The 14,153-nt window shown below is 66.2% G+C and carries 19 protein-coding genes; 2 read left to right on the forward strand and 17 right to left on the reverse strand.

Annotation, left to right across the window (positions count from 1 at the left end):
• Positions 1–13: 13 nt before the first annotated feature.
• Together SCLO_RS09025 and SCLO_RS09030 are read left to right on the forward strand one after the other, a co-directional pair.
• The gene (locus SCLO_RS09025) at positions 14–307 is read left to right on the forward strand and encodes a hypothetical protein (protein ID WP_066514818.1); all 294 of its coding nucleotides are present in this window, start codon (positions 14–16) and stop codon (positions 305–307) included.
• 74 nt (positions 308–381) lie between these two features.
• Positions 382–1,074 (forward strand): hypothetical protein, encoded by a 693-nt coding sequence (locus tag SCLO_RS09030; RefSeq protein WP_066515150.1) that lies wholly within the window; start codon positions 382–384, stop codon positions 1,072–1,074.
• A gap of 54 nt (positions 1,075–1,128) precedes the next feature.
• Here SCLO_RS09030 and queE read toward each other — a convergent pair whose 3' ends face one another.
• The 17 genes from queE to SCLO_RS09115 form a co-directional block, all read right to left on the reverse strand.
• Complete coding sequence (gene queE / locus SCLO_RS09035; protein WP_066514820.1) at positions 1,129–1,776, reverse strand: 7-carboxy-7-deazaguanine synthase; 648 nt, start codon at positions 1,774–1,776, stop codon at positions 1,129–1,131.
• 12 nt (positions 1,777–1,788) lie between these two features.
• Positions 1,789–2,481: a 7-cyano-7-deazaguanine synthase QueC gene (queC, locus tag SCLO_RS09040; protein WP_066514821.1), complete on the reverse strand. Its 693-nt coding sequence runs from the start codon at positions 2,479–2,481 to the stop codon at positions 1,789–1,791.
• Between the two features lie 38 nt (positions 2,482–2,519).
• On the reverse strand, positions 2,520–2,927 hold the full coding sequence (locus SCLO_RS09045) for a DUF3617 domain-containing protein (protein WP_066514822.1): 408 nt from the start codon (positions 2,925–2,927) through the stop codon (positions 2,520–2,522).
• 130 nt (positions 2,928–3,057) lie between these two features.
• Positions 3,058–3,966, reverse strand: a complete 909-nt coding sequence (hslO, locus tag SCLO_RS09050; protein ID WP_066514824.1) for an Hsp33 family molecular chaperone HslO — start codon at positions 3,964–3,966, stop codon at positions 3,058–3,060.
• Between the two features lie 103 nt (positions 3,967–4,069).
• Positions 4,070–4,999 (reverse strand): ornithine carbamoyltransferase, encoded by a 930-nt coding sequence (argF, locus tag SCLO_RS09055; protein WP_066514826.1) that lies wholly within the window; start codon positions 4,997–4,999, stop codon positions 4,070–4,072.
• A 101-nt stretch (positions 5,000–5,100) separates the two neighbouring features.
• The gene (locus tag SCLO_RS09060) at positions 5,101–6,297 is read right to left on the reverse strand and encodes an aspartate aminotransferase family protein (RefSeq protein ID WP_066514829.1); all 1,197 of its coding nucleotides are present in this window, start codon (positions 6,295–6,297) and stop codon (positions 5,101–5,103) included.
• Between the two features lie 154 nt (positions 6,298–6,451).
• Positions 6,452–6,847, reverse strand: coding sequence for a flagellar export chaperone FliS (locus tag SCLO_RS09065; protein WP_066514832.1), 396 nt, complete (start codon positions 6,845–6,847; stop codon positions 6,452–6,454).
• A gap of 18 nt (positions 6,848–6,865) precedes the next feature.
• Positions 6,866–8,272, reverse strand: coding sequence for a flagellar filament capping protein FliD (gene fliD / locus SCLO_RS09070; RefSeq protein WP_066514836.1), 1,407 nt, complete (start codon positions 8,270–8,272; stop codon positions 6,866–6,868).
• 104 nt (positions 8,273–8,376) lie between these two features.
• Positions 8,377–8,835, reverse strand: a complete 459-nt coding sequence (locus tag SCLO_RS09075) for a hypothetical protein (protein WP_066514838.1) — start codon at positions 8,833–8,835, stop codon at positions 8,377–8,379.
• An 88-nt stretch (positions 8,836–8,923) separates the two neighbouring features.
• On the reverse strand, positions 8,924–10,057 hold the full coding sequence (locus SCLO_RS09080) for an EscU/YscU/HrcU family type III secretion system export apparatus switch protein (RefSeq protein ID WP_066514840.1): 1,134 nt from the start codon (positions 10,055–10,057) through the stop codon (positions 8,924–8,926).
• Positions 10,058–10,060: 3 nt separating this feature from the next.
• Positions 10,061–10,843 (reverse strand): flagellar biosynthetic protein FliR, encoded by a 783-nt coding sequence (gene fliR / locus SCLO_RS09085; protein ID WP_066514842.1) that lies wholly within the window; start codon positions 10,841–10,843, stop codon positions 10,061–10,063.
• Complete coding sequence (gene fliQ, locus SCLO_RS09090; RefSeq protein WP_066514847.1) at positions 10,840–11,112, reverse strand: flagellar biosynthesis protein FliQ; 273 nt, start codon at positions 11,110–11,112, stop codon at positions 10,840–10,842. The genes fliR and fliQ overlap by 4 nt, the downstream gene beginning before the upstream one ends.
• Positions 11,113–11,122: 10 nt before the next feature.
• Positions 11,123–11,857: a flagellar type III secretion system pore protein FliP gene (gene fliP, locus SCLO_RS09095; RefSeq protein WP_174521942.1), complete on the reverse strand. Its 735-nt coding sequence runs from the start codon at positions 11,855–11,857 to the stop codon at positions 11,123–11,125.
• A 40-nt stretch (positions 11,858–11,897) separates the two neighbouring features.
• Positions 11,898–12,161, reverse strand: coding sequence for a FliO/MopB family protein (locus SCLO_RS09100; protein WP_066514852.1), 264 nt, complete (start codon positions 12,159–12,161; stop codon positions 11,898–11,900).
• Between the two features lie 84 nt (positions 12,162–12,245).
• Positions 12,246–12,581: a flagellar motor switch protein FliN gene (gene fliN / locus SCLO_RS09105; RefSeq protein WP_066514855.1), complete on the reverse strand. Its 336-nt coding sequence runs from the start codon at positions 12,579–12,581 to the stop codon at positions 12,246–12,248.
• A complete protein-coding gene (locus tag SCLO_RS09110) occupies positions 12,578–13,462 on the reverse strand; it encodes a flagellar motor switch protein FliM (protein ID WP_066514860.1) in 885 nt (294 codons plus the stop codon). The genes fliN and SCLO_RS09110 overlap by 4 nt, the downstream gene beginning before the upstream one ends.
• Before the next feature lie 50 nt (positions 13,463–13,512).
• Positions 13,513–14,145: a flagellar basal body-associated FliL family protein gene (locus tag SCLO_RS09115; RefSeq protein ID WP_066514861.1), complete on the reverse strand. Its 633-nt coding sequence runs from the start codon at positions 14,143–14,145 to the stop codon at positions 13,513–13,515.
• Positions 14,146–14,153: the final 8 nt, after the last annotated feature.

Raw genomic sequence — 14,153 nt, forward strand, 5'->3', positions numbered from 1 at the left:
CCAGGAGACCCGGATGCGCGCAAAGGCGAGGATATGGATCGGCATGGCCCTTTTGAGCGGCAGCTTCGCCCTCATGGGTTGCAGCGGCGGGGAGAAGACCGGCAACGCCGTGCAGATGAAGGACATGGAAGTGGTGGACGGCACGACGACCGACGCCATGACCGATCTGGACGGCGTGCAGAGCGAGGGCACGCCCGCCGCCATGCCCAATGCGAGCAACGCCAGCGCGGCCGCGCCCGCCAGGCCGCGCAAGGAGCCGGCCGGCGAAACAGCCGAATCGGATGCGGAAGTGGTCGCCGACCAGTAAAAGATTACGCTCACGCCCTAGTGACCGAAGCGAAAAGCGGTGTTATCCCGCCCTTCTTCGGAGAAGGATTTTCGATGACGTTTCGTTTTGCCGCCCGCCGCCTGCTTCCCGCCCTGGCCCTGGCCGCCGCATCGCTTTCGGCGCAGCCTGCCGCCGCGCAATTCTACTGGTCGCCCCCGGACATGAGCGCGCCGCCGCTGACGGACGATCAGGCCGCGACCGCGCTCGGCCTGCCGGGCGCCACGGCGGCGGAAATCCGCGCGGGCATGGTGTGGAACCTGCGCGCGGCGCTGAACGTCGCGGCCCTGCAATGCCAGTTCGAACCGACCCTGCTCGCGATCAGCAATTATAATGCGATGATCGCCCATCATGACGCGGAACTCGACGCGGCGATGGCGACGGTGCTGGGCTATTTCCAGCGCACCGTGGGCAAGGGCAAGGCAGGCCAGTCCGCCGCCGATCAATATGGCACGCGCATCTATTCCGGCTATTCGACGGTGCAGGCGCAGCGCGGCTTCTGCCAGGCGGCTGCCGAAATCGGGCGTCAGGCGATCTTCGCGGATCGCGGCAAGCTGCATGAAGTGGCCCGCACCGGCCTGGCGTCGATCAAGAAGTCCCTCGTCGTGGCGGGCGAGCAATATTATGGCGTTCCGGGCCACGACTATGTGGTGGCCCTGCCTTCCTTCGACAAGAAATGCTGGAAGAAGGACAAGCTGACCCCCGCCTGCCAGCAGCAATGGGAAGCCCGCGCCAACGCGCCGCGTTGATGGTCGCGCACGGCCGTGCTCCCGATGGCGGGAGCATGGACCGGACCATCGGGTTTACCGCAATCCCAGATATTTATGGGACTGGAGCGTCAACCGCCAGCGCGGGCGCTCCATGACGAAGGCGATCGCCGCCTCGACATTCCGCGCCGCATCGGCATCGTCGAGCGGCTGCACCAGCAGGTGATCGAACGCCCATCGCTCCATCGCCTCGACCTCCGCGCGCGAATGTCCGCCGCCCGGCTGCGGCCAGACCAGCTTCAGTTCATGGCCTTCGCGCTGGACGACCTCGCTGCCCGCCTTGGGGCTGATGCACACCCAGTCGATTCCCGGATGAGCCGGCAGCGTCCCGTTGCTTTCGATCGCGATGGTGAAGCCGCGCCCATGCAACGCATCGACCAGCGCATCGTCGATCTGCAACATCGGCTCGCCGCCTGTCAGCACGATGTAGCGCAGGTCCGGCCCCGGTCCCCAGAAACCCTCCGCCGCATCGGCCAGCGCTTCGGCATCCGCGAACTTGCCGCCGCCGTCGCCATCGGTGCCGACGAAATCGGTGTCGCAAAAGCGGCACACGGCATCGGCGCGGTCCTGTTCGCGGCCCGTCCAGAGATTGCATCCGGCAAAGCGCAGGAACACCGCGCGGCGTCCGGCATGGACCCCCTCCCCCTGAAGGGTCAGGAACATCTCCTTGACCGCATAGCTCATCGCATCCCGCCTTCAGGGCCGCGTCGCATAGCGCGTGGGATCGGGCAGGCCCGCTTCCGCAAATCCCTTGGCGCGCAACCGGCAACTGTCGCACAGGCCGCAATGCCGGCCGTCCGGCGTCGGGTCATAGCAGGACCAGCTCATCCCCGCGTCCAGCCCCAGCCGATCCGCCTCGCGCGCGATGTCGGCCTTGCTCATATGCTGCAACGGCGTGTTGATCCGGATGGGATGGCCTTCCACCCCCGCCTTGGTCGCGAGCGCCGCCATCTTCTGGAAGGCGTCGATGAATTCCGGCCGGCAGTCGGGATAGCCCGAATAGTCCAGCGCGTTCACGCCGATGAAGACCTCATTCGCCCCCGAAGCCTCCGCCAGCCCCAGCGTCAGCGCCAGGAAGATCGTGTTGCGCGCCGGGACATAGGTCACCGGGATATCCGCGCCCACGCCCCCCTTGGGCACGGCGATGTCCGCCGTCAGCGCCGATCCGCCGAAAGCGGTCAGGTCCAGCGGCAGGACGATGTGCGACATCGCGTTCAGCGCCCTGGCGATGCGCGCGGCTGCCTGCAATTCCACGCGATGCCGCTGGTTATAGTCGATCGTCAGCGCCAGCACATGATAGCCCGCCTCGCGGGCGAGCCCGCCGGCGACCATGGAATCCAGTCCGCCCGAAAGCAGGACGACAGCGAATTTTCCTTTATTTGCGGCCATGGCTGACGCGCTACCGCTCCATCACCCCGCGCGCAAGCCTAGCGGCACGCACCGACGCGCCGTGCTTCCAAAGTGCGCGAAAAGGGCGCGCCGTTCGCCACGCCCTGCGATCGGACCTGCACCAGCCGGGGCGTTTCCACGCGCACGTCGGTGCGTCCTCCGCCCGCCTGCGCGCAGTCATAGGTGACCGAAGCAGCAGTGGGCTCATCCTTCACGACGAACAACCGGCACTGGCTGCGCGGATGTTCCGTCTGGAGAAGCTGGCGCGGGTCGCGCACGCACATCCGGCGCTGGCCGGCATCCTCCCTGTCCAGGGAGCGCAATTCCCATTCGCCCGGCTGCACCGTATCGAGCGCCGACAGCCGCGGCGGGCCCGCCGCAAGCGGCCCCGTCGCCATCGTCAGCGCCATCCCGGCGGCCAGCACGCGCAATCCCATCGTCACCATAGGTCCTCAATGCCCTTGTCGCGCTTCGACGCGAACCGATCGCGCGATACGCAGCCCCCGATATCGAAATAGCGTCCAATTGCGGCAATTTGATAGCCCCGCCACGATGGCCCTGCCCTATTGTGGGACATCAATGCCGCACGAAACTGTCGAGCGCGAGCGGGAAGAGCCGCGAGCAGAAAGCGCAATCGACACCGATCACCCCCTGCTCGTCCGCCATTTCCGCGCGCTCCGCTTCGGAAAAGCGCCCGATCACGTCGCGGATATGATCCAGATCGCAGCGGCACCCCTTGGTCAGCAGCGACGGCTCCGTCACCCGGACCTCCTGCTCCTCATGGAAAAGCCGCCAGATGAGGTCGGTCAGCGGCAGCGCGTCGTCGGTCAGTTCTGCATCCTTGAGCGTGACGGCCAGCGCCTGCACATGCTCCCATTCCGGGTGGTCGTGCCGGACATGCAGTCGCTCGCGCCCAACTTCGCCTTCGGGCAGATGCTGGAGCAGCATGCCCGCCGCGAAGCATCCCTGACCGGCTTCATGCCGGGTCGCGATCTGCATGACGCTGGGAATCTGTTCGGACTGGAAGAAATAATGCTCCGCCGCCTGCGCCAGCGAATCGCCGTCCAGCGGCACGATCCCCTGATAACGCTCGCCCGTGACCGCCTGATCGAAGGTGATGGCCAGATACCCCTTGCCGAACAGCCCGAACAGCGTGGGATCGCTCCCCAGTTCGGCCAACCGCTCCGCATCGAACTTGGCATAGCCGCGCAATTCGCCCGCCTTGTAGTCGGCGACCAGCAGGCTGACGACGCCGTTCTCCGTCTGGGCCTGGAGCGTCAACTGCCCGCCCGCGTCCTTGAGCGTGCTGCCCAGCAGCGCCGCCAGCACCAGCGCGGACGCCAGCAGCCGCTCGACCGGCGGCGGATAGGCATGGGCGGCGAGGACATCGTCCAGCACCGGCCCCAGCCGCACGACCCGCCCGCGCACATGGCGCGAGGGGATGGTGAAGCCAAGGGCTTGGTCGACATGGGCGGAAAAGGTCAAATCAGGCTCCGATGATCCCGGCCTTCCATCGGCGGGAAGAATATGGCGGCGTCCCTGCGGGACAGGATTTCGTCCCGTCCAGATAGGGACGCCGCCGCAAAACTCAACCGAGCAGGCCGAACGCCCAGAGCAGCACCGACTTCTGGGCATGGATGCGGTTCTCCGCCTCATCCCAGATCAGCGACTGCGGGCCGTCGATGACTTCGGCCACCACCTCCTCGCCACGATGGGCGGGCAGGCAGTGCAGGAACCGGGCGTCCGCCTTGGCCCCGGCCATCAGCGCCGCCGTCACCTGATAGGGCATCATGGCCTTGAGCTTCTCGTCGGCATGGTCCTGCCCCATGGAAATCCACGTGTCGGTGACGACGACATCCGCCCCCGCGACCGCCGCCTGCGCGTCCCGCGTCAGGGTGATGTCCGCGCCCCTCTCCCGCGCCGTCGCGGCGAAGGAAGGATCGGGATCATAGCCCTGCGGCACGCCGATGCGGACGTCGAACTTCAACAGCCCCGCCGCCTCGACGATGGAATGCAGCACATTATTGCCGTCGCCCAGCCACGCCCACTGGCTGCCCGGCAGCGCCAGCCCATGTTCCACCACGGTCAGCAGGTCCGCGACGATCTGGCAGGGATGCGACAGGTCGGTCAGGCCGTTGATGACCGGGACCGAAGCATGATGCGCCATTTCCTCGATCTTGGCATGGTCGTCGGTGCGGATCATGATCGCGTCGCACATGCGGCTGAGGACGCGGGCCGTGTCCGCCACCGTCTCGCCCCGCCCCAACTGGCTGGTCGCGCCTTCCAGGATCAGCGAATGGCCGCCCAGTTGCCGGATCGCCATGTCGAAGGAGACCCGGGTGCGGGTCGAATTCTTCTCGAAGATCATCGCCAGCGTGCGTCCGGCAAGCGGCGCGTCGGCGTCCGCCGCGCCCTTGGGCCACCCCTTGCGCGCCGCCTTCCGGTCGATGGCGTCGGCGATCATCGCGGCGATGGCGTCGCCGCCCGCATCGGTCAGGTTCAGAAAATGTCTGGTCATGTCAAAACCCCATTCCAACCCCCGTTCGCTTCGAGCCCAGTCGAGAAGCCTTGCACGGCATCCCTCGATAATTCGAAACGAACGGACGGGGATGATTGGCGTCAGGCCGAAGCCGTCTCCGCAAAGCTCCGCGCGCCGGCGGAAATCTTCTCGATGCATTCGGCGATATGGCTTTCCCCGATGACGAGGGGCGGCAGGATGCGGACGACATTCTGCCCCGCCGATACCGACAGCAGGCCATGATTGTCGCGCAGATGCCCGACAAAGGCGCGCGCGTCGTAGCTGTCCTTCATCCTGACGCCCAGCATCAGCCCCATGCCGCGCACATCCTCGAACATGCCGTCATGATTGGGGATCAGCTGCTCCAGCGCGGACCGCAAACGCGCGCCCATCGCCTTCACATGGTCGAGGAAACCGTCGGCCAGCACTTCGTCCAGCACCGCCATCCCCGCCGCCATGGCCAGCGGATTGCCGCCATAGGTCGACCCATGCGTGCCGAACACCATGCCCTTGGCCGCTTCCTCGGTCGCAAGGCAGGCGCCCAGCGGAAAGCCCGCGCCGATGCCCTTGGCCACCGCCATGATGTCGGGCGCGACGCCATATTGCTCATGGGCAAAGAAAGTGCCGGTCCGCGCATAGCCGCACTGCACTTCGTCTAGGATCAGCAGCAGGCCCTTCTCGTCGCACAGTTTCCGCAAACCCGTCAGGAATGCCTGCGTCGCGGGCATGACCCCGCCTTCGCCCTGCACCGGCTCCAGCAGGAAACCGGCGGTGTCGTCGTCCACGGCGGCCGTCGCGGCCTCCAGGTCGTTGAACGGCACCACCGTGAAACCGGGCAGCAGGGGTTCGAAACCGTCGCGCATCTTGGGCTGGCTGGTCGCCGAGATGGTGCCCAGCGTCCGCCCGTGGAAGGCGTTGTCGAAGCTGATGATCTTGTGCCGATGGCCCTCGCCATTGACATAGTGATAGCGGCGCGCGGTCTTGATCGCGCACTCGACGGCTTCCGCGCCCGAATTGGTGAAGAACATCGTGTCGGCGAAGGTCGCGTCGACCAGCCGCTGCGCGAACTTCTCGCCCAGCGGCATCCCGTAAAGGTTCGACGTGTGCATCAGCGTCGCCGCCTGATCCGCGATCGCCTTCACCAGCTTCGGATGGCCATGACCCAGCAGGTTCACCGCGATGCCGCTCGCAAAGTCCAGATAGCGCTCGCCGCGCTCGCCGATCAGGTAGCAGCCTTCGCCTCGCACCGGACGGACATCGCACCGGGGGTAGACGGGCATGAGCGGCGTAATCGACATGATGCTTCCCTTTCCTGGGTCAAGGATGATGCGTCCGATGGACATTTCGCAGAACGCAAAAAGGCGGCCCCCGCCGGGCCGCCCTTTGCGAGAGCCGCCTATACAAGGGCACCCTTGAGGGCGCAACCCCGCACAGGCGGACGGGATGGATGGCTCAGCCGATCCGGTCCCACGCCTCCGCGATCTCGCCGATCATGGCGCGGGCCTGCTCGACGGCCGCGACGTCGCGCTCCTTCGCGCCCACCAGCAGCAGGCGGCGCGCCTCGCGATAGATCTGCGCAAGGCCGACCGCGATGTCCCCGCCCGTATCGAAATCGAGGCTCGATTCCAGCGCGAAGAGGATCGACATCGCCCGTGCCTGCTTGTCCGACACCTTCAGCCGGTCGTCCTGCCGCTCGGCCAGCACGGTGGCGTCCAGCGCGATCAGCAGTTCGTCGAACAGGATCTTCACCAGCGCATGAGGGCTCGCGCCTTCCGTCCGCGCGCCCGAATGGACCGCCGCATAGCGCCGCGCCGCCACATTGCCCGCATATCCCTGATTGTAGAACATCGCCCCTTGCGTCCCTGCTTAATTGTCGCTGTTGTTCCATGCGTCGATCTGCTGCTTCAGATAGCTCTGCGTCGCCTTGATCGCCGTCAGCCGCGTTTCCATGGCCGTGTAGATTTTCGTGAGCTGCGCCTGATAGTCGGTCATCTGGTCGCTCAGCTTCTCCAGCTGTGCCGACAGGCTCTTCGCCAGCGTCTCATATTTGCTCTGCGCGCTGGCGAGCGGACCATCCTTCTTCTGGATATTGTCGCGCACGCTGTCCATCAGCCCGGCGAGGCCCGGATTGCTCGCGGACTTGACCGTCGGATTGAGCAATTGCGTGATCGCCGAAGGATCGGCCGCCATCGCCTTGTCCAATATCTTCGTGTCCAGCGCCAGCGTGCCGTCGCGATTGGTCGTGACGCCCAGGTCGGCCAGCGTCTTGTAGCTGCCGGTGGTCGACAGCGCCGCCGATGTCATCTGCGAAAGCTGACGCTTCATGTCGCGGATCGACGATTCGCCGTTCAGCACGCCCGCGCTGGAGGAGTCCGCTCCTTTCGCCGTCGCTATATTCAGCGCCTTCATCAGCGTGTTATAGGCATCCACGAACTCGACCATCAGGTCGCGCATCGATGTGGTCGGCTCGGTCGTGGCCAGCGTGACGGAGGTGCCCGGCGACGCCTTGTTGAGGTCGATCCGCAGATAGGGAATGGCCGTATCGATCGTGTTGGAGGCATAATGCTGCTCCACCCCGTCCAGCAGGATGACCGCATCCTGCGCGGCGGAGACCGACGCGAAGGAGGAGCCGCTGTTCGGGCCCGCCTTCGACCAGGCGAATTTCTCCAGTTCCGGGCTGTCGGCGCTCAGCGAAAAATCGTTCGCCTCGCCGGTCTTGCCCTTCATCACCAGCCGCGTGCCCTGCGTGTCGGTGACGAGCGAGGCGGTGACGCCCGCGCCGCTGCCGTTGATGGCGCTCACCAGGTCGGCATAGGTGCTCGACGCGGTCAGCTCGATGTCCTTCGACGCGCCGCCCACCGTCAGGGTGAGCGTGCCCGCGCCTGTCAGCGTCGTGGCCGACACATTCTGGTCCGGGGCGGTCGCCAGCGTGCGCCCGGAGGCGAGCTGCTGCACCTGAAGCTGGGCGGGCAGGCCCTGCGGCGTGCCGCCCGGCAAGGCGCTGACGGAGGCGATGCTGGCGTCGTTCGACGCGGGCACGCCGGAATAGCCGGTGCCCGCAAGCAGGCTGTTCAGCGCATCAGCAAAGGCATCGAGCGATTTGGAGGCCGACCCCAGCGCGGATATGCGCGCGCTGTTCAGGCTCTGGCGGTCGGTGATGACCTTCTGCTTGGGATCGCGCGCGGCGCTGACCAGGCTGTTGACCAGCGCGGTCGTATCGATGCCGGACCCGACGCCCAGGGCTGTCGAAATGCTGCTGCTCACCGAAGTCATATGCCCGTCCTTTCCATTGCAAGAACGGCCCTAGCGCCAAGACCTTTAGGAAAGATTTTCAACACCGCCGCCCATCGCCGGACAGGCGGATGAAGGGGCTTCCGTCAGACCGCCGTGGACAGGATCTGGTCCACCGTCCCGCGCTTCATATGCGCCTGCGCCGCATGGGCATAGAGCGACTGCTCCGCCATGCGCCGCGCCAGCGACACCGTGCTTTCCACCGCTTCCTTGCTGGCGGGCGGCAGCGGCACGATGACGATCGGCGTCGGCAGCATCGACTGGATTTCCGAGGCGGCCTCGTCGACCGTGACCTGCGCATTGCCCCGCACATGCGCCATGATGTCGGCGATTTCCGCATGGATGCGCGCATATTCGGCGGCACTGGCGACCTCTTCGTCGACAGCCATCCCGTCGGCCGGCGGCAGGACGGGCGCCCGCCCGCGCGAAGCGGCCGCATTGCCGTCGTCCGGCCTCACGGCCACGGACGGGGCAGCCGAAACCGCCGGCACGCCCTTGGGCCGGTCCACGGGGGATATCTCGGTCTTCGACAGATAGTCGTTCATAACGCACATTCTAATGCGTCCCCATGAAGGGAATACGGACGAGTTCGCCTAAACTTTAATTCACCATGTCGTTTTTTTGGGGGGCCGCTCAAACCTTCCGGCCGTCGGCATCGAACCGCAGATCCTCGGGCACGGTGATGAAGGGCCGGTCCATCTCGCTCGCCATGCGGTTTTCCACGCGGAAGACGAAGGCCAGCACGGTCGCGACCGCCATATACAGCCCTTCATCGATGACCTGCCCCGCCCGCGAGGTGAAGTAGATCGCGCGCGCCAGTTCCGGGAATTGCATGACCGGCACGCCATTCTGGTCGGCCAGGTCGCGGATCGCCGCCGCGATGGCGTCGCAGCCCCGCGCCACGACGATGGGCGCGGCGTCCTGCCCCGGCTTGTAGCGCAATGCGACCGCGAAATGCGTCGGGTTGGTGATGATGACGCTGGCTTCGGCCACCGCCTTGCGGGTCGATCCGCTCAGCACCTCATATTGCTTGCGACGGATATGCCCCTTGAGTTCGGGCGATCCTTCGCTTTCCTTGTTCTCGTCCTTGATGTCCTGCTTCGACATGGCGAGCCGCTTGCCGCGCTGGAAAATCTGCGCGGGCACGTCGATCCCGGCGATCAGGAACAGCCCGCCCGCCATGATGAGGCAGGTCATGATGAACATGTCGCCGAGGCTCGCCATGGCCGGGGCGACCCCCGCCTTGCCCAGCCCCACGATGGCGGTCAGCCGGTCCCAGATCACCCACACCCCGATGGCACCGAGCAGGGCGACCTTCGCCATCGACTTCACCAGTTCGATGAGGCCGTTGACGCCGAACATGCGCTTGAGGCCCGAAGCCGGATTGAGCTTCGACGCCTTGGGCGCGAAGGCCCCCGGCCTGAACCCCAGCGACCCCAGCAAGGCAGGCGCGGCGATGGCGGCGATCAGCGTCGCCAGCAAGATGCCGCCCACCGGCAGCGCGATCCCCGACAGCAGCGCCATGCCCCGGTCGGCGGGCGCGAAGTCCACGATGTCCTCCCGCCGGAACCGCAGCGCCTCGATCATCATGTGCGACAGCGCCTCGACGATCGACGGCCCGGTGATCGCCAGCCACGCGATCCCCGCCATGACCACCAGCGCCGTCGCCAGTTCGCGCGACTGGAGGATGTCGCCCTTCTTGGCGGCATCCTGCAATTTCTTTGGTGTCGGCTTTTCGGTCTTTTCGCCGCCATTCCCCTCCGCCATGGCTCAGCGTCCTTCCGAAATCGACCGGGCCTGCTCCAGCCCGGCCTTGAGCGCGGCGGCGATCCCCTCGCCCATCACCGGCGCGGCGACGGCCAGCAGCACCAGCCCCGCCATCAGCGCGACCGGCATCCCCACGGCGAACAGGTTGAGCGACGGCGCGGTCCGCGCCAGCATCCCCATCACGATCTGCACCAGCACCAGCGCGAAGCCCACCGGCAGCGCGATGGTGACGCCCGCGCCCAGCAGCGCCCCGCCGAACTCGACGATATGCCACACCGCATCGTTGCTCAGCATCGCGCCGCCCGGCGGCATCGCCTGATAGCTTTGCACCACGAAGCTCACCAGCATCAGATGCCCGTCCATCGCCAGCAGCAGGAAGGTCGCGAGGATCGAAAGGAATTGCCCCACCACCTGCGTCGACTGGCCCGATTGCGGATCGACCATGGCGGCAAAGCCCAGCCCCATGGAGTTGGCGATGGCTTCCCCCGCCACCAGGGCGGCGGCATAGCCGATCTGCACCGCGAACCCCATGGCAAGGCCCGCCAGCACCTCGCCCGCCACCAGCATCACGCCCTCGAAACTGGCGATACCGTCCTGCGGCAAGTGGATCGGCACGGCGTTGAGCGCGGCCATCCCCAGCGCCAGCGACAGGATCAGCCGCAACTGGATCGGCACCGCCTGCGATCCGAACACCGGCGCGGCGATGAACGCCGCCCCCGGCCGGATCATCGCGATCAGCCAGATCCACAGCTGCGTCTCCACATTGGCGAAGCCGGGCGCGATCATTGGAGGAGGTCCGGTATCCGGTCGAATATCTCGCGCGTGAAGTCCGCCACCAGCACCATGATCGACCCGCCGAACAGGGCCAGCATCGCGCACACGACGATGATCTTGGGAATGAAGCTGAGCGTCTGTTCGTTGATGGAGGTCGCGGCCTGCACCATGCCGATCAGCACGCCCGCGATCAGCGCCGGAATCAGGATCGGCGCTGCCGCCAGCGCCGTGATCCACAGCGCCTGCTGCGCCAGTCCCAGAAAGAAATCGGCGTTTTCCATCGGCCCGCCCCTAAGTCGCGAACGACCCTGCCAGAGAACCCATGGTCAGCGCCCATCCGTCCACCAGCACGAACAGCAGCAGCTTGAACGGCATGGAGATGATCGTGGGCGACAGCATCATCATGCCCAGCGCCATCAGCGTCGACGCCACGACAAGGTCGATGATGAGGAACGGCAGGAAGATCATGAACCCGATCTGGAACGCCGTCTTGAGTTCGCTCGTCACGAAGGCGGGCAGGAGGATCGAGAAGGGGATGTCGGCGGACGACCGGAAAGCGGGCGCCTCGGCCATGTTGGCGAAGAGCTTGAGGTCCGTCTCCCGCGTCTGCTTCACCATGAAGCCGTGCAGCACCTTGCCCGAACGCCCCACCGCTTCCTCGATGGGAATCTGCCCCTTGCCATAGGGATCGAAGGCCTGCGTGTTGATCTGGTCGATGAAGGGCCGCATCACGAACAGCGACAGGAACAGCGCCAGCCCCACCAGCACCTGGTTGGGCGGCGTCTGCTGCAAGCCCAGCGCCTGCCGCAGCAACGACAGCACGATGATGATGCGCGTGAAGCTGGTCATCATCAGCACCAGCGACGGCAACACCGTCAGCAGGCTCATCAGGACCAGGATTTGCAGGCTCAGCGACAACGGACGGCCATCGCCCGAAATCTGCCCCATGGCGCGGGAAAGCGCGCCGCCATTGTCGACCGGAGCAGCAGTGGGCGCGACCTGCGCCAACGCCGGATGGGCGAGCATCAGCCCGCCCAGCAGCAGCGCCAGTCCGACCAGGAGGGTCTTAGCGCGCACGGAAAGGATCGCCTTCCGCGATCTTCTCGATCCGGCCGCGGGTGACGGAGAGCAGGATCTTCTTCCCCTCGAACTCCACCACGGCGAGCTTGCCGAACGTCCCCATCGGCAACGCCTCCAGCAGCTTGAGCGTGCGCCCGTCCTGTCCCGCCATCATGCCGGGCTGATATTTGCGCCACAGCCACAGCGCGCCGAAGGCCATGCCGCCGACCAGCGGCAGCAGGATCAGCAGTTTGACGAAGTACCAGAACATGAAGCGGCCCCGCGACTATGGTTAATGCGTCATGCGATCCGAAAGAACGGCCCGCAACGCAAGCGAAAATGCTTGCGAGCGCGATCAGCCGCGCCGCTCGACGCCCGCCAGGCGGGTTTCGGTGGCGGCGATGTCGACGATGCGGATGCCATAGCGGCCATTCACCGTCACGACCTCTCCCTTGGCGATCAGCGCGCCGTTCACCATGATGTCGAGCAGGTCGTCGGCCTGCCGGTCCAGCTCCACGATGGCGCCTTCGGCCAGGTCCATGACCTCGGCCAGACGCAGCGAGGTCGATCCCACCTCCACCGACATGCGGACGGGAATGTCCGCCAGCAGCCGGAACTGGCGATTGGCGGCCATGCCGACCGCCGCATCCTCTTGCCGCTCCATGCGCGGGGCTTCCATCATGTCGCTCATTGATCCGATCCTTGTGCCAGTTTTTCGATCTGGAAGGCCGCGCGGCCATCCTGTTCACCTATGGTCCCGTGCGCCACGATGCGGTCGCCGACGATCAGCGGCAGGCTGCGCCCGATGGTCACGGGAATGACGTCGCCCGCCTTCAACTGCATGAGGTCGGCGAGCGAGAGATTGGGCCGCGCCAGCACGGTGCGGGCGGGCAGGCGGATGTCCTGCATCCGGCGGGCGATGCGCGCCTGCCAGACGGGATCGACATGCTCTTCGTCGGCGGGCACGCGCGCGCCCATCAGCGCCTCCACCCCGCGCAGGGCGGACAGCGGGAACAGCAGGTCGATCGGCCAGTGCCGGTCGCGGCTGAGGCTGAGCGTGAAGCGTTGCAGCACCATCTGGTCGCCCGGCTGCGCGGCGGCGGCAAAGCCAAGCCCGGTTTCGCGCGCGACCAGACCGGCGTCCAGCGCGATCACGTCGCCCCAGCATTCCACCAGCCGCGTCACCAGCGCCTCGGCGATCCGCGCGATCAGCCGGTCCTCGGTGGGCGTGAATTCCCCCTTGGGCGGAATGGGCCGGTTGCCGACCCCGCCATAGAAGCAGTCGACCAGCACCGAAATCATCGCCGCGTCCATCCGCAGCAGCATCTGCCCCTTCAGCGGCGCCAGCCGATAGAAGGACATGCTGCAAAAAGGCGGCAGGTCGGCGGACCATGCGCCGAACTCCAGCACGCGCGTCGCCTCGGCGGTCACATGCGGGCGGACGCCGGAAATCGGCTCGATCAGCGCGCGGATGCGCCGGCCGAGCTTCTCGCCCAGCCGGTCCAGCCCGGACAGCATGACCGGAGCCTGCGATTCCCCGCGCCCGAATGCATAGGATTGAACGTCTTCCATGAAAGTCCCCAGCCCGTGGCGTCAGGGGACTTCCCGACGTTCAGGCAGCCCTATTGAATAACGAAATTGGTAAAATAAACGTTATCGACGCCGCCATAACCCGTCTTTTGCTTCAAAACATCGTTGATGACGGCCCTGATCTTGCCCTGAAGCTGCTGCTTGCCCTCCGGCGTCGCCAGCATGGCTTCGGGCTGCTGCGCCAGCAGCATCAGTATCTGGCTGCGAATCGCCATCTCATGCGTCTTGATCGCCTCGATCACGCGCATGTCGTAATAGGTCGACACGGCGATGGCGATCTGCGCGAAGGCGTCGCTGTCCGACATGTTGGACGTGAAGGGCGTCTGGAGCTGGAAATAGGTCGCCTGATAGGCCGCCGGATTGGCGGGCGTGGGCAGGTCGATGCCCTTGCCCGGCGCATGGCCTTCGCCCGCCGCGCCGCCCGCTGCATGGCCTTCGCCGCCCATGCCGTGCGCCTTGGCGATGTCCTCGGCATTTTCGCCCGCCAGCACCAGCACGGGCTTGTTCGGATCTTCCTTGGGGCCCTGTTCCTTGTGGGAGAAGAAGCCGGCCGCATACAGCCCGCCGGCGGCGCCCGCGCCCCCGACCAGCACGGCGATGACGAGCAGGAGGATCATCTTCATGCTCCCGCCCTTCTTCTTTTTGGGCTTCGCCTCGTCACTCATCGTTCATG

The organism is Sphingobium cloacae (genome assembly GCF_002355855.1).
Taxonomy (GTDB): domain Bacteria; phylum Pseudomonadota; class Alphaproteobacteria; order Sphingomonadales; family Sphingomonadaceae; genus Sphingobium; species Sphingobium cloacae.

Coding starts and splice junctions, on each gene's coding strand:
- SCLO_RS09025 (WP_066514818.1), top strand. CDS start 14: ATGCGCGCAAAGGCGAGGATATGGATCGGCATGGCCCTTTTGAGCGGC.
- SCLO_RS09030 (WP_066515150.1), top strand. CDS start 382: ATGACGTTTCGTTTTGCCGCCCGCCGCCTGCTTCCCGCCCTGGCCCTG.
- queE (WP_066514820.1), bottom strand. CDS start 1,776: ATGAGCTATGCGGTCAAGGAGATGTTCCTGACCCTTCAGGGGGAGGGG.
- queC (WP_066514821.1), bottom strand. CDS start 2,481: ATGGCCGCAAATAAAGGAAAATTCGCTGTCGTCCTGCTTTCGGGCGGA.
- SCLO_RS09045 (WP_066514822.1), bottom strand. CDS start 2,927: ATGGTGACGATGGGATTGCGCGTGCTGGCCGCCGGGATGGCGCTGACG.
- argF (WP_066514826.1), bottom strand. CDS start 4,999: ATGACCAGACATTTTCTGAACCTGACCGATGCGGGCGGCGACGCCATC.
- SCLO_RS09060 (WP_066514829.1), bottom strand. CDS start 6,297: ATGTCGATTACGCCGCTCATGCCCGTCTACCCCCGGTGCGATGTCCGT.
- SCLO_RS09065 (WP_066514832.1), bottom strand. CDS start 6,847: ATGTTCTACAATCAGGGATATGCGGGCAATGTGGCGGCGCGGCGCTAT.
- fliD (WP_066514836.1), bottom strand. CDS start 8,272: ATGACTTCGGTGAGCAGCAGCATTTCGACAGCCCTGGGCGTCGGGTCC.
- SCLO_RS09075 (WP_066514838.1), bottom strand. CDS start 8,835: ATGAACGACTATCTGTCGAAGACCGAGATATCCCCCGTGGACCGGCCC.
- SCLO_RS09080 (WP_066514840.1), bottom strand. CDS start 10,057: ATGGCGGAGGGGAATGGCGGCGAAAAGACCGAAAAGCCGACACCAAAG.
- fliR (WP_066514842.1), bottom strand. CDS start 10,843: ATGATCGCGCCCGGCTTCGCCAATGTGGAGACGCAGCTGTGGATCTGG.
- fliQ (WP_066514847.1), bottom strand. CDS start 11,112: ATGGAAAACGCCGATTTCTTTCTGGGACTGGCGCAGCAGGCGCTGTGG.
- fliP (WP_174521942.1), bottom strand. CDS start 11,857: ATGCTCGCCCATCCGGCGTTGGCGCAGGTCGCGCCCACTGCTGCTCCG.
- SCLO_RS09100 (WP_066514852.1), bottom strand. CDS start 12,161: ATGTTCTGGTACTTCGTCAAACTGCTGATCCTGCTGCCGCTGGTCGGC.
- fliN (WP_066514855.1), bottom strand. CDS start 12,581: ATGAGCGACATGATGGAAGCCCCGCGCATGGAGCGGCAAGAGGATGCG.
- SCLO_RS09110 (WP_066514860.1), bottom strand. CDS start 13,462: ATGGAAGACGTTCAATCCTATGCATTCGGGCGCGGGGAATCGCAGGCT.
- SCLO_RS09115 (WP_066514861.1), bottom strand. CDS start 14,145: ATGAGTGACGAGGCGAAGCCCAAAAAGAAGAAGGGCGGGAGCATGAAG.